Here is a 20008-nt window from a genome sequence, read left to right as displayed (position 1 = left end):
GCCCCCGCCAGCGGGGGCGCGCAAAACTTCAGGAGCGCCAGCAGCCGCCGTGGCTTCCGGCGCACTGCGCTTGCGTAACAATGCTGCACGTTGTTTCATGGGTTACTCCCAGGGTTGCTCACTGCGTCATACCCAGCCCGCCACTTCCGAATCCGTGAGCGTTTTGTCCAGTTTAGCATATTCCGACTGCGCGGCGCGCAGTACGTGGACCATGCCGATCTCGGCGCCTTCGTCGGCGGCGAGAAAAGCGGCGTTCAAAGCGATATTACGGATATTGCCGCCCGCCATGGTCAGCCGCGCCAGTTTCTGCGCGTCCAGATCATGCGTCGGCGCGTCCGCCGGAAAGACGCGCCGCCAGATCTCGGCGCGCTGTACGGGGTCGGGAAACGGGAACTGCACCACGAAGCGCAGGCGACGCAGGAACGCCGTATCCAATGCGCTTTGCAGGTTGGTCGTGAGGATCGCCAGCCCCCGATAACTTTCCATTCTTTGCAGCAGATAGCTCACTTCGATGTTGGCGTAACGGTCGTGGCTGTCCTTGACCTCGCTGCGCTTGCCGAACAGGGCGTCCGCCTCGTCGAACAAAAGCACCGCGCCGCCCTCTTCGGCGGCGTCGAAGACCCGCTTCAAATTCTTCTCGGTCTCGCCGATATACTTGCTGACGACCGAGCTCAGATCGATTCGATAGAGATCGAGACGAAGCTCGCGCGCGATCACCTCGGCGGCCATAGTCTTACCTGTACCGCTCGACCCGGCGAAGAGGGCGCTGACGCCAAGCCCGCGTGAGCCCTGGGCGGCGAAGCCCCACGTCTCATAAACCGTGGCGCGCTGCCGGACATGGGCGGCGATATCGCGCAGGATCAGCCGCTGGGCCTCGGGCAGTACGAGATCGTCCCAGCCGGCGTGGGATTCGATGCGCTGCGCCAGATCGTCCAAGCGCGGACGCGCCTGCGACCGGACGGCGTCCCACACCGCCGCTTTAAATGTCCCCGCCGTGTCCTCGGGCGCATCGGGATCCAGAGCCGACTGGGCGACAGCGGCCAGCGCTTCAGCGCCGGCCGCGCGGATGGTCTGCGCGCCGACATCGAACTGGGAGGTCAATATCTCCACATGACCGTTCAGCGCATGGGCGTCGCCAAGGGCGCCGCGCCACAGGACGCGCTGCTCGGCGATCGTCGGCTTACGGACATCAAATGAGACCACCGGGCGCAGTCCCGGGCGGCGGCGCTCCCGAGTGGCGACAAACACAACGCCCGGAGCGCGCTCGATAAGCCGAGTGACAGCCGCGCCGCGCGTGGCGTCTGAAGCATCCAGATCGTCGCAGTCAATCAGCAGCGCAAGGCCTCCGAGCGCCGCCTCGCGCTCCCAGATCCGCAGCATCGCCTCCCCGTCGGCGGGACTGGCCGGAAGCGCGTCGGGCGCGGCGATGCTCAATCCGCGCCCAATCGCCGCCGCCGCCGCATGCGCGATCATGATCTTCGCCTCCCGGTCATCCCCGCAAAGCTGAATGACCGGCAGCGCCGACGCCTCCCCAGAAGACGACCAGGCCGCAACGATCTTTTTCACGACCTCGCGATGGGATGGGACCAATTCGTCCGAACGCCGCGACGGCTCGATCAGCCCGGCCAGGCGCTCGTCGGGATACTCCACGCCGGTCAAGAAGTGCAACACGCGCTCCTGGATATGCATGGGGGCGGCGGTGAGAGAGCTGGAGGGGGAGAGGTCGATCAGCTTCGCGCGGCGCAGGGGCGCGGTCGGCGCGAGGGCGTTCCAGTGGGCGTCCGGCAGCGCCGCGAGCGCGAGGCTGAAGGTGGGATAGGCGCGTGTGGGATCGCCCTGCGCCTCAGCGCAGAGCAGGGCCCATCCGGCGGAAAGCTCCATCCCAGCGCAGAGCAGCAGAATGTCGCGCTCGAAGGAAGACAGACCAAAGACGCGGCAGACATGCCCGAGCGCGGACGCATCCGGCCCCGCGTTTTCTTCCGGCGACGAGGGCGGATTTGCGGCTTGGTCCCCACCCTTCACATGCGCGACATGGCGCTCCAGCGCGCGGCGCACGCGCGCGAGCGCCGCCGCGAGCGCCTGCTGGTTTTCCTCATGCCACCGATTGAGCTGGCTCATTTGGCTTCCCCGCCGGGACGTCTTTTTGGATCGTCACCATGACTTTATAGATCGCCGAAGGGCGGTAACGGGCCTGCAAGGTCGTCCACAAACGCGAGATCTCATCCAGGTTCATCGTCTGCGGCAAAATCTTAATCTGCTCCAGCCGATCGAGCAGTTTCGGATCGGCGAGCGTCGCCGCCATCGGGTTGACGACCCGGCCGCCCTTGTTCGAAGAAAGCGCCGTCAGAATCGACCCGATCGTCTCACGCGTCAGCGTCCCCTGCTCGCTCAGCAGCGTCAAAACGCAGCCGAGCAGCACTTCGATCTGCAAGTCCTGCGCCCCATAAGCCGTCACCAGATAATACAGCTCCAAGCTCACGGGATACCCAACGCCCGCCTCCTCTGGATCGGCGTGACGGCTCTGCGAGTACAGCCCCTTGGGCTGTACTTGATAGAGAAACAGATTGATCTGCGGCTTCTCATCCGCGCCGGTCGTGATCCGGTCCGGGGACGACGCCGAGACGACGGCGTCCCCACCGATACTGGTCGTGACGGCGCGATCGACGAGACCGTTCTCGACGATGTTCTTCAAAATGGCCGTCACCGATGCGAGGATCAAGCTATGCGCCATGGGTTACTCGTTTCTATTGCGGGGAAGATGCCCCCGGACCATTCTGGAGAATTCAGAATTCGCCCCTCCGCCCACAGATTTAGGATGGCCCCTCCGCCCCAATTCTGGGGGACCCGATTTCGGAGATTGGCATTTTCCGGTCCCCCAGAAGTAAAGTACAACGGGCTAAAGCCCAATGCTTTTGAAAGAAATTCGGATCTCTCGGATGCAGTCTCACAGGAATTCACTCGTCAAAGAGGCTTCGTTGACCAGACAGCGTGTCTGTTTCCTGAATATGAGATTCTTGATTGTCAGTTTCTTGATTACGAATATCTTGATTGCGAATATACTGACGGATCACTCGCTCCTGTGTCATGCCGACCGTCTCCGCAAAATAACCCTGCGCCCAGAACGAGTCGCCCCAAAGAAACTCGTCCAAATCGGGAAACTCCTGCCGAAGACGATAGCTCGTTCCGCCTTTCAAACGCTGCATCACATCAACGCTGCATCACATCACTGATGCGATCGCTGGCGTGGATTTGCAAAAGCAAGTGGACATGATCGGACTGGATCGCCAACTCATGAATACGCCATCGGTTCACAGCAGAGGCATGGTGAAGCAATTCCTGTAAGCGATGCGCGATCACTCCCGTCAGCAAACGCTGCCGGTACTTAGGGATCCAGACCAGGTGGTAACGTAAGCAATGTTTCGTATGTGCGCCGGTCCAATAACGACTGTCCGGGATATCGGAACGACTGTCTGGAATATCGGGAGCATCCATGAAAAGAGTATATCACGCAAGCCTTCCAAGCCAAGAGTAAATTACGCAAAACCGATGCTCAAGAGAGCCGATTACGCAAAGCCAATGCCCCAATTCGATTTACGCTTTCGACGGCGCAGGCAATTATAGAGCGAGTGAAGGGGAGATAGGTATGCCCCCCCGCGTGGCAATGGTTCCCAGGACGCGCTTCCCCACCCAGGCTAAAGCCGGGGGAACCCGCGCGCAAGGCATTGGGGCGGAGGGGCCGGAATTCCCTAAGTATGCAGGGAAACCGAAGCCTAATTACCGCCCCGCCCTACTAATCATCTTCTGCGCGTCCGACGCAAGCTGTTCCCCAGGCGGCGCCCACTTGAGTGTCTGCTTCCACTGATCGACCGCTTTGTCCTTCTGGCCGCCATTATAGAGCGTGATCCCGTAGTTGTAATACGAGAGCGCGAGGCTCTTTTTCGTGAAGTCGTCGTCGGGCTTCGCGGTCAGCGCCTGGAGGCGCATCTTGATGGCGTCGTCGAACTTCTGGCTGCGCCCGGCCTCCGTCGCTTCATTGTTGAGCGTGGTTACGAGGCCGTCGCGCGCTCTCGTGTTGGTGGGATCGATGTCGAGCGCCTGCTGGAGCAGGGAGACCGCTTCGGCGTACTGCCCCTGGCTGCTCAGATCGTAGCCCTGACGTGTCAGAGCCATCGACTTGCCGGGGTCGGCGATGGGAATCGAAGGTCCAGGCCCCGGACCTGGGCCAGGCCCGGGATTATTGTGCTGCGTCTGGTTCTTGCGGATCTGCGCTTGGCGCTGAGCTTCCAGCTGCGCCGCGCGGCGGGCTTCAGCCGCGCGTAAGGCGGCGAGGCGCTTTGTGGCGGCCGCTTCGGCCTGCGCGGAGGCGAGGCGCGCTCGCTCGGCGGTCTGCGCCTGGAGCGCGGCTTGGCGCTTGGCGGCGGCTGCCTGCTGGGCAGCCTGGGCAGCCGCCTCTTTTTGGCGAGCGGCTTCGGCGGCGAGCTGCGCGTTGCCGGGGTCGGTCTGCGCCTGCTGCTGCGCTTTTTGAGCGGCCTGCTGGGCGGCGGCGGCCTGCGCGGCGGCGTCTTGTTTCGCGGCTTCGGCGGAGGCTTGATTAGCAGCGGCTTTTTGCGCGTCCGCCGCTTTTTGTGCGTCGGCCTTTTGCGCCGCTTCCTGCTGCGCGGCGCGGACCGCCGCCATCGGGTCGCCGATGTTGACGCTTCCGCTCGCAAGAATCGGCTTGTTGTCCGAAGAATACACGGCGACCGAAAGCGGACCAGGCGGAGTCGTGCGTGGGATGGAGAGCGAGATCGTGTCATCGGTCCATTTTCGCGCCGTCGCCGGATCGCCGCCGAGGTAGATCTTGCCCTTAGCGCCTAACCCGCCGCCGCGAAGCTCCAGCACCTCGCCCGGCATGAACTGCCGGCTGGGAAGCGCCAGAAACGAATTGCCCTGGACCACGACGCGCGGCGGATTGCCCACCTGAATGTCGATGTTCGACGACGACGACGGCAGCAGCGGCGTCAGGAACGGCAGGAAGCGCACGAAGCGCTGCACGGACAGGCGCGCCTTTTTGCCGTCGAGATCGGTGGGCACGGTGACCTGGGCGCGATGCGTATCGACCCCAAACTTCACCGCCGTCTCCTGGCCGTTCAGCATGATCTTGGAGCCAGGGAGCCATTCGCCCCGGACAGGGAGCTGCCCGCCCGCCGCGACCTGGGTGCTCATCGGCTCGATCCGGACATTGTTGCGCCAGACGTCTTCGTACATGATCACCAGCAAGTTGAAGCCCACGACCAGGCCGATTACGGTCATCAAAAGGTTACGCAGAGCGCCGTTGCTGCGGGTGAAGAAGTCGGTCAGCTTTGCCGGAATCGGCGGGCAGTAGTTGAGCGACCTATCTCCGGGAAGGCGCTGCGTCTCATCGGTATCGCGCGCGACGACCGCGCCCCACCCTTCGTAAGACGCATCCGTCAAAGGAGGCGCGACGGACGGCGCATCCACGCGAATGGCGTTGAGCAATATCGACTGCGCCGTCACCTCGCCCCGGAAGATCCGGAGACGGGTCGCGGCCTTCAGCGGCACAGTCCGCTGCACGCCCATACGCGGCTCGTCGCCCGCCGCGCTGCTCAGCATTTCGCCCGGCTCCGGCGGCGGCACGGCGAGCAGCAGCGCCGGGGCCTCCAGCAGTAAGTCCTTTGGGCGCGGCATCTGAAGATCGCAGTACAGCCAGTCGTTGCCCTCATTGGTGACGACCACTTCGAACTCAGCCGAACGGCGCAGCAGGCCGACGCGCGGCTGCTCGGGCGCCATGTCGATTCCCCACTTGTAGAAGGGGCGGATCGTGGCGACAGCCGGCAGCTTGGCGACGCGCTCACCACGACGGCCCGTTCCTGTCGCGCCGATCACCTGCGTCTCGACTTCGACCGTGTAATGATACAGGCCGGCGCGGGATTCGGGGGTCTGCGGCACATTGAAGCGCAACAGGACATCGCGCGTGCCGCCGCGCGGCACGTAGAGCTTGACCCAGCGGTCGTGCGGACCGCGCTGATCGGGCTTGCCGGCGGGCGGAGCGTTTTCGGCCTTGTCGCGGCTTGGGGGCAGCGCAACGATCGTGCACCAGCTGTCCTGCCAGAACGGCTCGTCGCAGCGGAGCTTTATTGTGTAGGCGTTCTCACGCGGCGTGTCGTTGGTAAGGCGCACGACGGCGCTGCCGGGGATCGGCTGGGTCTCCGGGATCGGCCAGACCGGCGGGCGCATTCCCGGACGCCCCGGGACGATTTCGACTTCAGAATGGAGCAGTTTCATGGTTGGTCTCCTTACTGCCCGCTCGTGAGGTTGACGGTGACGACCGGCCGGGTGGCGTCGGTGGTCACGAAGACGATGCGATCAGCCGCGCCAGCTTCCGCCGTGGGACGGCGCTTGATCAACAAATGCTCCACGCCGCCTTGTTCGATCGATCCCGAGTTCTTGATATAAGAGAACTGGAACGCCGAGGTGTCGTGCAGCCCCTTGGTCAGCCACCAATCAATACGCGTCGACTGCGGCGACATGTTACGCAGATCCAAACGCGCATATCCCGACGCCGGAACGACCAGGTTCAGATCGGTCCCCGTCAAAGGCTGATGCGTCACCGCGTCGGTCACGAGCAGCGGCGTATCCCCGCGCGTAAAGATGAAAGACACCACGGCGTCCCGGTCCCCGCCGCCGATCCAGCGGCTGATCCGATAGTTGTTCGTGACCTTGCGATCCTGGCTGCTGACCGTGACTTGATCGGAATAGGCGCCGCTTCCCGCCTTCACGGCGCTCAGGATCGGCGTATCGCCGTTGCGCCCCGTCAGGCGCAGCAGCGCGAGAGGCGCCGCTGTCCATTTCAGCGTCAGGTCTTTTTTCTCTCCCGCCGGAGTCGCCACCCAGTACTGCCCCGCCTCGTCCTGATAGGCTCCCGGAACCTCCAGCGACGACGCGCCTCCGGAAAGGTAGAGCATCAGCATCAAAACAATCGGGACCATGACAAACCAGGGAAACGGCAGCAGACGCCATCGGGTCGCCGTGAGATCGACCGTGTTGCCCGGCTTGCCGCCGTTCAGCGGGTCCGTGACGGGAGCGGCGCTGACCCGCACCTGATGAGCCTCTCGAAACCCGAACCACCAGATCCCACGCCGCCGCAGTTTGAGCCGAATGGACACCGGCTGCGGGGCGCGACCGGACGCCGGGGAGCGCAGCGTATCCAATTCCCGATCGAAGAGATAGCGCCACTGCGCCGTCTCATAAATAAACTCCGGCCCCGCCGGTTCGGTAGAGTTCGTCCGGGCCTCGGGCGACTTCACCGCAATCCGAAACGCCGTATCGGCGTTCCCGGCGCTATCGACGGTCAATGGAAAATTGACATCACAGCCGACTGGGCCGACGGTCACCGAGGCCATCTTCGCCGCAAGCCGCACAGCGGGCGTCGCCAGCACCGAGAGCGTCAGCGACACCGGCGTCAGCGTTCCGCCCTGCAAGCCCACCGTCACCAGGAACGGATAATCGCCCGGCTCGGCGTTCTTCGGCGGCGTCAGCCGTATCGAGACTTCGCCGCGCCCATTGCGCGTGAGGTTCACCTGATCCTGCACGAGCGAAATCCAGCCCAGGTCCAGTGATCTATCTTCGTCGAGAATATACGTCCGCTCCTGTGCGCTGTCGTTGATAAACGTGAAGCGCACCCAGCGCGACTCGCCCGGGCAGAGCGAAATCACCGTTCCATCGGTCGGATCCACAATGGACGGCTCCGCCGGCGCCTGCTCCTCTTCCTCCTCCGGTTCGGGCTCGTTGTTACGGCGAGGATTGGGATCGTAGTCAATCACAGGCAGCTGATCTTCGACCGGCTCAGGCCTCGAAGGAGGAGGAGGCGGGGGCGTAACCGTCTCCACGACCGGCGGCTTCGGCGGCGCAGAGACAATCGGCTCCGCCACGGGCGGCTTCGGCGGTACAGGCTTCATGGGTTCCGTCACCGGCGGCGGCTTGACCTCAGGAACAATGGCCGGCGTCCATGACTGCACGGTTGGCGCTTCCGAATCTTCGTCCGGCGGATACTCCACCACCTGCGGCTCGGCGATGGGAGGCGCTATGACCTGCGGCTCCACAACTGGAGCCACGGCCACCGGTTCGGGCGCCGCTTTTACGGGAGCCACTTTGGTCTTCGGCGTCTTCTTAGGAACCAAGGGAGTGGAAACAGGCGAGGTCTCGACGACCGTCTCAGGCGCCACTACCCGATGCTCGATTGACGGTTCCACCGCCGGAACCGCAGTCCCCACCTCAATCGTCGGCTCAGGCTCGGCGACAACGGTCTCCGGCTCTTCCAGTGCCAGAGCAGGCGTAACGCGCAGAATGAGCGAAACGACGCCCGCGCCGACCGAGGCGCCGCCGGAAATCACGGACACTCGGAACGGGTAATCGCCGGGCGCAGCCTCGCGCGGCGGCGCCAGCGCAAGACGAATGCATCCACTCCCGCTCGCCGCCGCCCACGTGGAGCAAGGCTCACCGGTTCCGCTTACCCAATCCTCCGACGGCAGCCCATCGGCCTGAAGGTGAAACCCCGCGACATCCGGACTGTCGTTCACAAAATCCCACTCGGCCTCGATCCGCCCGCCCGCAGGGACGGTCAAGATCGTCCCCGACCCCGCGTTGCGGGTCGGATTGGGAAGCGGCTCGCCGGTCGTACTTGCTTGAAGCGCCAACTCGATCTCCTTAAAATACACTTACAAAACTTTTGCGAAGCAGAGTGATCTATCCTCGTCTACCCGTTATGACCTACCCCGGCGCTTCGCGCCACCCCTCCCTTGAAGCAGGGAAGGGTATTAGGAATTGATGTCGCAGACGGCTTTCGTCCGAGAATCTCTTTTTCAACCCTTCCCTGCTTCAAGGGAGGGGGTGGCGAGAAGCGACGGGGTGGGTCACTCAATGGGCCGGTCGAAGGCCGGGATAGGCTATTATAGAGAGACCGAAGCGCCGAGACAGGCTACTTCGTCGCGCCGGCCATGGCTTTGTCATTGATGGTCGCTTCGGCCAAAGCCGTCAGATTGAGGTCCGTTTGCTGCTCTTCGTCCAGCGTGGTCTGAAGCAGTGCGGCGGCATCGTCATAGCCCAGGGTCTTGGCGAAGGTGCGGACTGAGCCGTAACCCGCCATTTCGTAGTGCTCCACGCGCTGGGCGGAGGTGATCAGACCGGCGTCCTTGACGTACGGCGTGGCGTCTTCCTTGATCATCTCGGCGCCTTCGGCGACGAGACCCTTCATCGCTTTACAAACCTTGCCAGTCGGTTTTTCGCCAAGTTTCTCGAAGATTTGCTCCAGGCGCTGCACGTGGACTTCGGTCTGCTTGATATGTGTTTGGAACGCCTTCTTCAGCTTCGGGGAGGTGGCGGTGTCCGCCATCTTCGGCAGAGCCTCCAGAATCTGATGCTCGGCGTTATAGAGGTCTTTGAGTTCGTCGATATAAAGGTCGTTCAGTTCTTTGAGTTCCATGGTTTGTGTCTCCTTGAGGGTGCGTTGTCGCTTCCGATTTGTTCTTCCCGAAAGAAAATTTCGGTAAACCACGCGGCCTTACGGTTTATCGTTTGTTGACACCCATTTCTGTGATACGGTACACTGCTGGATAAGATGCCTACCGCCGCGTTTACGAATTTAGGCTGCAAAGTCAATCAATATGAGATCGAGCGCATCGCCGAAAGCTTCGAAGCGCACGGGTTTACCGTGACGGATTTTCGAAGCCAGGCCGATGTGTATGTGATCAATTCCTGCTCCGTGACCGCTGACGCCGACCGCAAGTCCCGCTATATGGCGCGCCGGGCGGCCCGAGAGCATCCTGGCTCCAAAGTCGTCGTTACCGGCTGCTTCGCGCAGCTGGCGATCGATACGAGCGAAGAGGTGGACGGCGCCGCGCTCTTGGTTCCGAACTCTGAGAAGATGCGCACCGTGGCGCATGTGATGAACGCCTTCCCCGATCTGATGCAATACTCGTCGTCGCCCGCGATGGTTGACCCAATTGCCGTCTTCCCCGAAAGCGCGCCGGCGGGGCTGATTGCGATCGACGCCTCGGGCGCAGGGCCCGCCGCGCTGCACCGTACGCGTGCTGTGCTCAAAATTCAGGACGGCTGCGAGTACTTCTGCGCCTTCTGCTCCATTCCCTTCACACGCAATACCATGGCGAGCCGGCCTTTCGAGCATGTTCTCGCCGAAGCGAGGCTTCTGGCCGAGCGCGGCGCGCGTGAGGTCGTGGTGACGGGGGTCTGCGTCGGCGCCTATGGCCCGGAGACCGGCAGCGGCGGGGCGCGCCTGGCCGATGTGCTTACGGCGGTCGCGGACGTCCCCGGCATCGACCGCGTTCGTCTTTCTTCGGTACAGCCTGTCGAGATCCCTGACGAGATTATCATGGCGATGGCGAGCCATCCCAGTATCGCCCCTCATCTTCATCTGTCGCTGCAAAGCGGCGACGACACGATTTTGAAGCGGATGAACCGGCCATACGATACGGCATTCTTTTCAGAGATCGCCGATAAACTGCGCGTCCATATGCCGCAGATCGGTCTCACAACAGATTTGATCGTCGGCTTTCCCGGCGAAACCGAGGAACTGTTCGAAAACACGCTCGCCTACGCCCGCAAGATGCGCTTTGCCCGCACCCATGTCTTCCGATACTCGCCCCGTCAGCGCACGGCCGCTGAGCTTTTGAAAGACGATGTCCATCCGGAAGAGAAAGAGCGCCGTCACCGGGCGCTGACCGCCGTCTGCGTGGAGAGCCAGCGCGCGTTCGCGGCGGAGCACATCGGCCAAACGGTCTCCGTGCTGACGGAGGCGCGCGGCGCGCAGGATGGCTGGCTTTCCGGGTACACGGGGAACTACGTGCGTGTCCAGTTCGAAGCGCGCGGCGCGAAGCGGGGCGAGATCGTCCGCGTGACGCTCACCGACGTTCTGGTCGACGGGGATGCATTTGGAATGAAGCAGGAGACAATTTCCCAATGAGCGATAGCATCTTTACCAAGATCATCAAACGCGAAATTCCCGCCTCCATCGTCTATGAAGACGACAAGGTGATCGCGTTCAACGACATTCACCCCTCGGCCCCGGTCCATATCCTCGTCGTCCCAAAGAAGCCGATCGTCAATCTCATGGACGCCGCGCCCGAGGATGCGCCTCTTCTTGGCTATTTGCTCGAAGCCGCCGCCCGGATCGCGCGTGACGCCGGGATCGGTGAGAGTGGGTTCCGTCTCATCATCAACAATGGCAAGGACGGCGGCCAGACAGTCGATCATCTGCACGTACACATCTTAGGCGGAAAAACGCTCCCCATTACATTTTAGGCAATACCCACATCCCACAGCAGAGGACCACTTCTTTGAAACGCTTTCAGACACTTTCGGTTCTTTCTCTCGCTGCGCTCAGCTTGCTTGCCGGCTGCGGCCCGAAGACAGGCACGGAGCCGGGTCCAAGCGCCGGCGCGCCCGCGCCTGCCGCCGACTTCAAAGTGGCTCTTCTGACGACCGGTCCCGTGACTGACGGCGGCTGGAACCAATCGGCGTACGAAGGTCTGATGAAGATCCAGAAAGATCTGGGCGCGAAGGTCGAAAAGCAGGAGAGCCTGAACAGCAGCCAGTTTGAGGACGCCTTCCGAGACTTCGCGAACCAAGGGTACAACGTGATTTTCGCGCACGGCGATGAGTTTGGCCCGGCCGCCGCGAAGGTCGCCAAACAGTATCCCAAGGTCGTGTTTGTGACGACCGGCGGCACGCTGTCCGCCGCGAACCTTGTTCCAATCCACCTTGCCACGGAAGAAGGGACATACCTGCAAGGCATGGAGGCGGCGTTCGTTTCCAAGTCCGGCAAGGGCGGATTTATTGGCGGGCAGAATTTCCCGCCAGTGAAGATGGCGGCGGACGCATTCGCCAATGGCGCAAAATCCGTCAATCCCAAGTTCACGTTCCAGACCACATACATCAACGGCTGGACCGATCCTGTCGCCGCCAAAGCGCAGACCGAAGCGATGCTCAGCAGCGGCGCCGACGTCATCGCGCACAACTGCGACGCCGCCGCCAAGGGCATGTTCGACACGGCGGGAACGAAACCGGGCGTCTACACCTTCGGTGTGAACGCCGACGAGAACTCCAAAGCGCCGAACGTCCTTTCCAGCGCCGTCCTCAACGTGCCGAAAGCGTTCGCGGACATCGCGACGGAAGTCAAAGCCGGCAATTTTCAGGGACATCCCATCTCTATCGGCCTGAAAACTGGCGACGTGACGCTGGTCGATAACCCAAAACTTGCGAACGTGCTGACCGCCGATCAAAAGGCGAAAATCGCCGCCGCCGCGAAAGATATTGAAGACGGCAAGATCAAAGTCGCGCCGTAAGAAGAGTGGCCCTCACCCCCCAGCCCCCTCTCCCAATTCTGGGAGAGGGGGAGCCAGATTAAGATTGGGATTTTAGGTTAGAATTTCTGATCTGAACAAAACAAAATTCTGGCTCCCCTTCTCCCAGAATTGGGAGAAGGGGCTGGGGGGTGAGGGCCGTCCTAGAAATCGGGATTGCCCTTTCGTGACAACACTCCCGCCATCTCCATCCAACCCAAACAATACAGCCCTCGCCCTCCAGCGCATCACCAAACGCTTCGGCGCGTTCACCGCGCTCGACGGCGTGGACTTCACACTTCGCCCGGGCGAAATCCACGCCCTGCTCGGCGAAAACGGCGCCGGTAAATCCACACTCCTAAAGATCATGCGCGGCCTGCTTCGACCGGACGGCGGCGAAATCGTGTGCGATGGGCAAACGCATTCAGCGTTCACCCTGAAAGACGCGCGGACGGCGGGGATCGGGATGGTGCATCAGCACTTCATGCTGGTGTCAAGTATGACAGTCGTGGAGAACCTGGCGCTTGCGGAGGCGACGGCCTCCGGCGCGCTGCCTGGGCTGGAAGCGGCAACGCGTGAGCGCGCCACGGCCATCGCTGCGCGTCTTGGATGGACCATCCCCTGGGACAATCTTGTCGCCGACCTGCCGGTAGGAACGCAGCAGCGCGTGGAGATCGTGCGGACCTTGCTGGGTGACGCCCGTATTTTACTCTTCGACGAACCGACCGCCGTCCTTGCCCCCACGGAAACCTTGGAGCTTTTCCGAGTGCTTCGCACGCTGCGCGAGGAGGGCCGTAGTCTAGTCTTTGTTTCCCATAAGTTGTCCGAAGTGATGTCGCTCTGCGACCGCGTCACCGTTCTGCGCCGTGGCAAGACGGTCGGTACGGTGACGATCGACGACACCAACCCCAATGATCTTGCGCGTCGCATGGTGGGAAGCGCGGAGAAACACGATCTCGAAACGTCTGACGCTCCCGCGCATCCGCATCCAACCGAGCCTGCTGTAACAAAGGCACAGCCGATTGTTTCCTTTACCAAAGTCTCCACCAAGCCAAGACCGATGGAGACCGCGCTGGTGGATTTGACCTTTTCCATCAACGCCGGCGAAATTTTAGGCGTAGCGGGTGTCGACGGCAACGGTCAAGCAGAATTGATACAGATCTTTCAGGGGCTGCGCGCGTGGCAATCCGGCGAAGCCGCATTCTTGGGGCAGTCGATGCGGCAGATGGGCGTGCGGGAGCGCCGAGAGTTTGGCGTTGCGATTATCCCGCCGGATCGGCATCGTGAGGGGCTGGCGCTGGGATTGTCCGTGGGGGAGAATTTGGCGCTGGAGGCGACGCGTCAGACGGCGTTCCGGCAAGGGTTTTGGCTGCGCCGCCGCAAGCTGCGAGAGTTCAGCCAGCAGCTTCTCACGGATTACGATATCCGGACGGACCGATTGTCCACGCTTGCCGGGTCACTGTCGGGCGGCAATCAGCAGAAAATCGTGATTGCGCGGGCGCTGTGCGGTCAGCCGCAATTGCTGATCGCGGCCAGTCCCACGCGCGGCCTTGATGTCGGCGCCACGGCTTACGTTCATCGCAAGCTGCGCGAGCGGGCGGCGGAGGGTGGGGCGATCTTACTCGTCTCGACGGAGCTGGATGAAATTGTCGCGCTGAGCCATCGCATCGCCGTGCTGTACGAAGGTCGGATTGTGGGGATTGTTCCATCGAATACGCCCCGCGAGACGCTGGGGCTGATGATGGGCGGAAAGCAGGTCGTGGGTCATGGCTAATACGGCGCGCAGCTTCGGACGCTGGCTGCTCACGGCCGCAATCACGCTTCTGGCGATCGCTGGCCTGACAACCCTCGTCGTCACTCTTGCCGGCGCGCATATCGGCGATGTGCTGACGGCCCTCTATCAAGGCGCCGCCGGCAGCCGTTATGACATTGGGAATACGCTCAACCGCACAACCCCGCTTTTACTAACGGGCCTTGGCGTGGCGATCGCGTTTCGCGCGAAGATCTGGAACATCGGCGGCGAAGGGCAATTCCTCGTCGGCGCCATCGCCGCCTCCGCTGTGGGCGCCTACCGCTGGCATAGCCTGCCGGCTCCCATTTTAATTCCCCTGGTCATGGTGTCGGGCGCGTTCGCCGGCGCCGCCTGGGGCGCCATCGCCGGGGCGCTGCGCGCCTGGCGCGGCGTCCCCGAAGTCATCAGCACGATCATGCTGAACTTTGTCGCCGCCCAATTGCTATCGTTTCTTCTGCATGGCCCTATGCAGGAAGCCACGCACGCCCAGCCCGCCTCAGAAGCGCTGCCCTTAAACGCCCAGCTGCCTGTAATCTTGCCCGACACCACTCTGCACTTCGGCCTTTACTTAGCGCTGGCGGCAATCGTCGTCGTGACCGTCTATCTCTTCGCTACCCCCGCCGGCTTCGCCCTGCGCGTCGTGGGCGACAACCCCGAAGCCGCCCGCGCCTCCGGCATTAACGTTGCCTGGACACAAGTCTCGGCCATGGCCTGGAGCGGCGCTCTGTGCGGCCTCGCTGGCGCCGTCGAGCTCTCCGGCAAGATCGGCTCCCTCTACGAAAACTACTCCCCCGGCTACGGGTTTACCGCTGTCGCCGTCGCCCTGCTCGGCCGCCTCAACCCCTGGGCCATCGCCCTCTCCGCCCTTTTCTTCGGCGCCCTCAGCGCCGGCTCCGGCAGCATGGAGCGCAGCGCCCACGTCTCCAGCGTATTGATCTACGTCATTCAGGGAGTAACACTTCTGGCGCTGCTGGCGTCGCAGCAGATTCAGGCGATGAGACGAAGTGCAGCGGGGTAACGAGCTTCGCCTTCATTTCCTCAAATAACTGCATCGCAGGTTTTAATTCGCCACGATCAGCTGCCGTTAAACCTTCACGGATAGCTTGGATAATTCCATCTGGCATTCTAATCCTCCAATCCCAATTCCGAGATATAGTCCCGTCGCTGCGCTCTCCAATACCGTGTGCACGCCGGCAAAAAATCGCACCAGGGGCAGACATCGGGAAGCGGTTCGGGGCGGACGGACTCGAAGTCTCTTTCGAGGATCATGAGACCGATGCCGCGCAGGTCGTCTTCGAGGGCGTCGAGTTCTTCGTCGGTGTACGCGCAGGACGCGGTGACGCCGCCGCGCAGGGCGTGGATGGTGGCGAAGACGCGGCGGTCGGGGTTGTTTCGTTTGGCGAGCAATTGGTAAACGGACATGGCGAGGGCGGATTTGACGTCGGCTTCGGTGACGCTCATACGACCGGATTTGTAGTCGACGATTTCTAATGCGCCGTCGGCAAGGTGCTCGTCGATGCGGTCGATGCGGCCGGTGAGGACGAACTCGCCCATATCGTACTTGAGCATTTTTTCCGTGAGGAAGGTTTGGGTGAGGTCTGCGCGCTCGGTGGCGAGAGCGTGGTACGTGGTCAGGATCTGGGCGGCCTCGATCCGATGCTCTTGTTCTTGTTCGGCGCTCGCGTATCCCTGGGGGATCCAGTCTTGATCGAGGCGTGTCACGAGTTCTTCCGATGTCACAGCGGCGCTGCCGCCGGATTCGTGGAAGTTTTGCAGGGTGGAGTGCAGGGACGTTCCAAAGGAAAAGCCGGCGCGCGATTTGTGGTAGAAGCGGCCGACCTTATCAATATACTCCAGCCGGTACATCATTGGACAGCTGAGAAATGTCTTGATGCGGGTGGGGGAGAACTCCGGCTTTCTGGGCTTGCGCGGCGCGGCGGGCTTCCTTGCCCGCGCCGGTTTGGGGACTTCGGTCATACCGAAGTGTACCCAACCGACGCGGCCGGCGCCACCACAATACGGCTGCCCTGAACGAGCACGACTTCTACGTGAGTTCCGGCGGAAATAAAGGCGCCTTCGCTCACAACCGGCATTCGCACTCCCTGGAACTCAGCGATGCCGGACGGGCGAAGATCGCTGGTGACCTCGCCAACCGAGCCGAGATATCCAGTGTAGTCTTCACTGGAGACATAGCCCTGCGTCGCCGTCTGCATCATCGGCTGCCCGATCTTGTTCCAAACCCGGCTGCGCGGCAGGTAGATGAAGAACGCCACCAGGATGCCGACGGTCATCAGCAGAGAACCACTGATGGCGTAGAGCGCTCCGTTCTGCGCGCCGCCGAGGGCGAAGTACATCCCGACGCCTACCAAGCCCAGCCCGATGATCGCGGAAACTCCATGTCCAGGGAATAGGTGCGTTTCAAAGAGCAGAAACACGACCCCGCCGAGGACGAGTAGGATCCCGACATACGACGCATGGCCCACGGCAATATGGGCAGCGAAGATCAGTGCAAGCAGCAGGCCGCCGGCGATTCCCGCAAGCCCCCATGTATGCAGCGTCAGAAGCTCGACGATGATCAGCGCGATCCCGAGCGCGAGCAGCAGGATTGTCGCCCACGGCAGGACGATCCAGCGGGCAAACGCGACCCAGGCGCTGAAGTGCGCCGTCTCAATACTCGCCGACTGCTGACCCATCGCCGTGAGGACGCCAGGGTAGTCGGTCGCGATGGCCGTGGCGAAGCCGGCCGTTTGAGCCTGCTGCGCGGTCATCGTCAGCGAATCCCCAGCATTCGCGACGCCGAGGCTGGGCAAGGGGGCGTCCGCAGAGACAAAGGCGCCCGCAATCGCTTGGTTTCGCCCAAGCGCCGCCGCCGCCGCTTTGAAGTCCGCCTTCGCTTTGCTGGAGCCGGCTCCGCCGAGGATCGCGGACGGCGACATCACCACGGTCTTTGAGGCCAGCGGAATGATGGCGCCGGCGCCCATGGCGTGATCGTGAACGTAAACGGCGATAGGGAGCGACTGGGTGTGCGAGATAATAGAAGACTTGATCTCGTTCGCGGAGTCATCATCGCCCGACAGAGTGTCCACATCAAGGATCACCCCGGCGGCGCCGTCTTTCCAGGCGGAATCCAGCTGCTCGTTGACAAATGAGGCCACCGAGCCGTTGATATGCCCATGAACTTCGACGACCCGAACGCGCGGCGCATCCGCGCGCGCGGCGGGAACGAGACCGATTGTCGCCATCAGGACCAAAACAAAGACACTGAGGGCGAGTCGCGCAAGACGCCCGCCCATACCGTTATCGACCATCGCCGCCACGCCCTTCGTAAACATGAAATGGGTCCTGAAGTAAGTAGCGCTCCAGGCGGCCATGGGTCCGCTCCGCCAGAGCGTGCGTATAGAGAATAACTCCCGCAGATACCGAAGAGAGGAAGTTGAACCATCGGAAGCGCCAGCGCTGCCGGATGCCCATCTTCATTTCCTTGCGCACTTCCGCCATGCGGGGCGCAAACTCCGTCCATAGGTCCAGAGCCGGCTCGTGCGCGGGGAGGCGGTGTATCAGCGCCACCGTCCGCTCGAAATCGATCAGCTCGGCGGCGCATTCCGGGTTCGCGGCTAAGTAGCTTTGAAACCGGTCGGTCGCATCTGGGTCCAGTTCGTCTTCTAAATACGCGGAAAACTGTTCGCGTGCCTCTTGCTCGGTCACAGTACAACATCTCCCATCAATACTCAAATTTTGTCAACACTCAAAATTTCCTAGTCATCATATGAACAGCGTCAGCGATCCGGATTGGTTCCCAGGTCTGGACTGATCAGACCGAGATAGGGCTGAAACTTCTGTTTGAACGCCAACCGAGCCCGGTGGAGCTTGGATTTGACGTTCACCATCGAAAGATCCGTGATCTCCACAATCTCCTCATAGGAGAGCTGCTGAAAATCACGCAGTGTGAGCAATAGGCGTTGTTCGGTCGTGAGCTGTGAAAGGACTTTGTCCACCACGCGCTGCAATTCGCGGATTTCCACGATGCGGCTGACGTCGGCGTCCTCATCCGGCACATCCCGGCCCGATTCGCCCTGCGGCGTTTCTTCATTCAGAGAATAGTCTTCCACCTCATCGCGGCGTTTATTTTCGCGAATATGGTTCAGACAGGTATTCTTTGCGATCGTAAACAGCCAGGTGCTGAACTTACAATTGCCCTTGAACGCCGGAAGGGCGCGCAGGGCTTTGTAAAACACCTCTTGCGTCAGGTCATAGGCTTCCTCGCCGTTCACCATGCGATAAACAAGATGAAAGACAGGCGCCTGATATTTTTTAAACAGCGTCTCGAAGACGGCCGGATTACCCGTGGCTCGGAACTGCCGCACGAGGGCGACGTCCGGATCGAGCCGTGGGGCCGAGATAATCGAGAGGCTCATACGGGAACTCGCGGCGGGCTGCATATCCTGCGGTAACTCTTTCCCCTGTCGAGTGAGACACGGCGCTGCGCAAAAAGTTGCGCTTTCAATAAAGTATTGTAGCAAATAATTTCGCCGTCTGCAATGTTAGTGTACCCAAACCCATGTTCCAGCGCCCATTGCGGTATAATAAGGCGTTATGGCAATGAATTCCGAGACCTTTGTCCGCAATAAAACGCTGTCTTTACCGATGGCGGATGAAAACAGCGTGATTCGCCGGCCACGCGCCGAGCGGGCCACGGTGCTGACCCTCGACGCTGGCAGCGCCGCCGACGAAGCGGGGATAAAGATTGGCGACGTGCTGATCAACGTCAACGGCAACCCCGTACTCGATATCGTCGACTTTGCATTTCTCAGCGCCGGCGAGCAGATCACGCTCGATGTGGAGCGTCCGAACGTCGGCCCGATGCACTTCGTGATTAGCAAGGGCTACGACGAAGATCTGGGGATCGAGTTCGGCGACGATCTTTTTGACCGTGTTCATATCTGCAAAAACAAGTGCGTGTTCTGCTTCTTGTATCAGCAGCCGAAAGGCCTTCGTTCGTCGCTGTATATCAAGGACGACGATTACCGTCTTTCGTTTCTGCATGGAAACTATCTCACGCTCACCAACATGGGCGAGTCCGAGTTCCAGCGCGTCATCGACCAGAAGCTTTCGCCGCTCTTTGTTTCCGTCCATGCGACCGATCCCGAAGTGCGTGGACGCATGCTCGGCCGCAAAGGTCCGGAGGCGATCCTGCCGCGCCTGCAAATGCTCGCGGACGCCAAGATCCAGATCCACGGTCAAGTCGTTCTCTGTCCCGGCTACAACGACGGCGAACAGCTTGCGCAAACCGTGAAGGAGCTGTCTGAGCTGCATCCCGAAGCGCGCGGCACATACGGCGGCGTGCTGAGCGTCGCGATCGTCCCCGTCGGCCTGACCCAGTTCCGCGACCGCCTCGCGGCGCTTACGACTTGCAGTCCCGAATTCTGCGGATCCCTGCTGGCCGAGGCCGAAGAGTGGCGCACGCGCTATCGAAAAGAACTCGGCACGAACTTCGCTTTTTTGAGCGATGAGTTCTATCTCAACGCTGGCGTGGAGATCCCCGCAGCAAAGCAATACGAAGGATTTCCGCAATTGGAAGACGGGGTGGGGCTCGTGCGCTTGTTCATGGACGATGCCCGCAAGGTCGCCCGCAAGCTGCCTGCGAGCGTCAAGACGCCGCGCACCGCCACCATGGTCACCGGCAAGCTCGCCGAGCCGCTGCTCCAGGGCCTTGCCGACAGTTTCAATACCGTCGAGAACGTCAGCGTGAATGTCTGCGCCGTACACAACACGTTCTTCGAGGGCAGCATCAATGTCGCCGGTCTTCTGACCGGCAAGGACATCTCCGAAGCTTTGAATGCGATGGGAAACGAGATGGGCG

At 61.7% G+C, this 20008-nt stretch carries 17 protein-coding genes; 6 read left to right on the top strand and 11 right to left on the bottom strand.

What is annotated here, in order from left to right:
- Positions 1 to 126: 126 nt before the first annotated feature.
- From ABIZ35_RS10115 to ABIZ35_RS10085, 7 genes are all read right to left on the bottom strand, one after another.
- On the bottom strand, positions 127 to 2118 hold the full coding sequence (locus tag ABIZ35_RS10115; protein ID WP_348219772.1) for an ATP-binding protein: 1992 nt from the start codon (positions 2116 to 2118) through the stop codon (positions 127 to 129).
- Positions 2093 to 2731 carry a DUF4255 domain-containing protein gene (locus ABIZ35_RS10110; protein ID WP_348219771.1) on the bottom strand — a complete coding sequence of 213 codons (639 nt, stop codon included), beginning with the start codon at positions 2729 to 2731 and terminating at the stop codon, positions 2093 to 2095. The genes ABIZ35_RS10115 and ABIZ35_RS10110 overlap by 26 nt, the downstream gene beginning before the upstream one ends.
- Positions 2732 to 2954: 223 nt before the next feature.
- Positions 2955 to 3203, bottom strand: coding sequence for a transposase (locus ABIZ35_RS10105; protein WP_348219770.1), 249 nt, complete (start codon positions 3201 to 3203; stop codon positions 2955 to 2957).
- A 4-nt stretch (positions 3204 to 3207) separates the two neighbouring features.
- Positions 3208 to 3492 carry an IS200/IS605 family transposase gene (gene tnpA, locus ABIZ35_RS10100; protein WP_348219769.1) on the bottom strand — a complete coding sequence of 95 codons (285 nt, stop codon included), beginning with the start codon at positions 3490 to 3492 and terminating at the stop codon, positions 3208 to 3210.
- A 282-nt stretch (positions 3493 to 3774) separates the two neighbouring features.
- Positions 3775 to 6285 (bottom strand): hypothetical protein, encoded by a 2511-nt coding sequence (locus ABIZ35_RS10095; RefSeq protein WP_348219768.1) that lies wholly within the window; start codon positions 6283 to 6285, stop codon positions 3775 to 3777.
- 11 nt (positions 6286 to 6296) lie between these two features.
- On the bottom strand, positions 6297 to 8696 hold the full coding sequence (locus ABIZ35_RS10090; protein ID WP_348219767.1) for a hypothetical protein: 2400 nt from the start codon (positions 8694 to 8696) through the stop codon (positions 6297 to 6299).
- 281 nt (positions 8697 to 8977) lie between these two features.
- Complete coding sequence (locus ABIZ35_RS10085) at positions 8978 to 9481, bottom strand: ferritin-like domain-containing protein (RefSeq protein ID WP_348219766.1); 504 nt, start codon at positions 9479 to 9481, stop codon at positions 8978 to 8980.
- Positions 9482 to 9616: 135 nt separating this feature from the next.
- Here ABIZ35_RS10085 and mtaB point away from each other — a divergent pair, with 135 nt between their 5' ends.
- The 5 genes from mtaB (at position 9617) to ABIZ35_RS10060 (ending at position 15166) form a co-directional block, all read left to right on the top strand.
- The gene (gene mtaB / locus ABIZ35_RS10080; protein WP_348219765.1) at positions 9617 to 10978 is read left to right on the top strand and encodes a tRNA (N(6)-L-threonylcarbamoyladenosine(37)-C(2))-methylthiotransferase MtaB; all 1362 of its coding nucleotides are present in this window, start codon (positions 9617 to 9619) and stop codon (positions 10976 to 10978) included.
- Positions 10975 to 11316 (top strand): histidine triad nucleotide-binding protein, encoded by a 342-nt coding sequence (locus ABIZ35_RS10075; protein WP_348219764.1) that lies wholly within the window; start codon positions 10975 to 10977, stop codon positions 11314 to 11316. Before mtaB ends, ABIZ35_RS10075 begins: the two co-directional genes overlap by 4 nt.
- 35 nt (positions 11317 to 11351) lie before the next feature.
- A complete protein-coding gene (locus ABIZ35_RS10070; RefSeq protein WP_348219763.1) occupies positions 11352 to 12359 on the top strand; it encodes a BMP family protein in 1008 nt (335 codons plus the stop codon).
- 184 nt (positions 12360 to 12543) lie between these two features.
- Positions 12544 to 14130, top strand: coding sequence for an ABC transporter ATP-binding protein (locus ABIZ35_RS10065; protein ID WP_348219762.1), 1587 nt, complete (start codon positions 12544 to 12546; stop codon positions 14128 to 14130).
- Positions 14123 to 15166, top strand: a complete 1044-nt coding sequence (locus ABIZ35_RS10060; RefSeq protein ID WP_348219761.1) for an ABC transporter permease — start codon at positions 14123 to 14125, stop codon at positions 15164 to 15166. Before ABIZ35_RS10065 ends, ABIZ35_RS10060 begins: the two co-directional genes overlap by 8 nt.
- Positions 15167 to 15273: 107 nt before the next feature.
- Here ABIZ35_RS10060 and ABIZ35_RS10055 read toward each other — a convergent pair whose 3' ends face one another.
- The 4 genes from ABIZ35_RS10055 to ABIZ35_RS10040 all read right to left on the bottom strand — a co-directional run bounded on the left by ABIZ35_RS10055 (position 15274) and on the right by ABIZ35_RS10040 (position 18563).
- The gene (locus ABIZ35_RS10055; protein WP_348219760.1) at positions 15274 to 16125 is read right to left on the bottom strand and encodes a PD-(D/E)XK nuclease family protein; all 852 of its coding nucleotides are present in this window, start codon (positions 16123 to 16125) and stop codon (positions 15274 to 15276) included.
- Complete coding sequence (locus ABIZ35_RS10050) at positions 16122 to 17480, bottom strand: NfeD family protein (RefSeq protein WP_348219759.1); 1359 nt, start codon at positions 17478 to 17480, stop codon at positions 16122 to 16124. Before ABIZ35_RS10050 ends, ABIZ35_RS10055 begins: the two co-directional genes overlap by 4 nt.
- Positions 17446 to 17853 (bottom strand): hypothetical protein, encoded by a 408-nt coding sequence (locus ABIZ35_RS10045; protein WP_348219758.1) that lies wholly within the window; start codon positions 17851 to 17853, stop codon positions 17446 to 17448. The genes ABIZ35_RS10050 and ABIZ35_RS10045 overlap by 35 nt, the downstream gene beginning before the upstream one ends.
- A gap of 71 nt (positions 17854 to 17924) precedes the next feature.
- Positions 17925 to 18563 carry a sigma-70 family RNA polymerase sigma factor gene (locus ABIZ35_RS10040; RefSeq protein WP_348219757.1) on the bottom strand — a complete coding sequence of 213 codons (639 nt, stop codon included), beginning with the start codon at positions 18561 to 18563 and terminating at the stop codon, positions 17925 to 17927.
- A 184-nt stretch (positions 18564 to 18747) separates the two neighbouring features.
- Here ABIZ35_RS10040 and ABIZ35_RS10035 point away from each other — a divergent pair.
- Positions 18748 to 20008, top strand: a 1261-nt coding sequence (locus ABIZ35_RS10035) for a DUF512 domain-containing protein (protein ID WP_348219756.1), incomplete at its 3' end; no start/stop codon positions are given.

Source organism: Capsulimonas sp. (assembly GCF_039929585.1).
In the GTDB taxonomy this organism is placed as follows: domain Bacteria; phylum Armatimonadota; class Armatimonadia; order Armatimonadales; family Capsulimonadaceae; genus Capsulimonas.
The sequence above is the reverse complement of the archived record's forward strand: the minus strand, read 5'-3'. Positions and strand labels throughout refer to the sequence as shown.

Coding starts and splice junctions, on each gene's coding strand:
- mtaB (WP_348219765.1), top strand. CDS start 9,617: ATGCCTACCGCCGCGTTTACGAATTTAGGCTGCAAAGTCAATCAATAT.
- ABIZ35_RS10085 (WP_348219766.1), bottom strand. CDS start 9,481: ATGGAACTCAAAGAACTGAACGACCTTTATATCGACGAACTCAAAGAC.
- ABIZ35_RS10105 (WP_348219770.1), bottom strand. CDS start 3,203: ATGCAGCGTTTGAAAGGCGGAACGAGCTATCGTCTTCGGCAGGAGTTT.
- ABIZ35_RS10115 (WP_348219772.1), bottom strand. CDS start 2,118: ATGAGCCAGCTCAATCGGTGGCATGAGGAAAACCAGCAGGCGCTCGCG.
- ABIZ35_RS10050 (WP_348219759.1), bottom strand. CDS start 17,480: ATGTTTACGAAGGGCGTGGCGGCGATGGTCGATAACGGTATGGGCGGG.
- tnpA (WP_348219769.1), bottom strand. CDS start 3,492: ATGGATGCTCCCGATATTCCAGACAGTCGTTCCGATATCCCGGACAGT.
- ABIZ35_RS10095 (WP_348219768.1), bottom strand. CDS start 6,285: ATGAAACTGCTCCATTCTGAAGTCGAAATCGTCCCGGGGCGTCCGGGA.
- ABIZ35_RS10110 (WP_348219771.1), bottom strand. CDS start 2,731: ATGGCGCATAGCTTGATCCTCGCATCGGTGACGGCCATTTTGAAGAAC.
- ABIZ35_RS10060 (WP_348219761.1), top strand. CDS start 14,123: ATGGCTAATACGGCGCGCAGCTTCGGACGCTGGCTGCTCACGGCCGCA.
- ABIZ35_RS10055 (WP_348219760.1), bottom strand. CDS start 16,125: ATGACCGAAGTCCCCAAACCGGCGCGGGCAAGGAAGCCCGCCGCGCCG.
- ABIZ35_RS10040 (WP_348219757.1), bottom strand. CDS start 18,563: ATGAGCCTCTCGATTATCTCGGCCCCACGGCTCGATCCGGACGTCGCC.
- ABIZ35_RS10075 (WP_348219764.1), top strand. CDS start 10,975: ATGAGCGATAGCATCTTTACCAAGATCATCAAACGCGAAATTCCCGCC.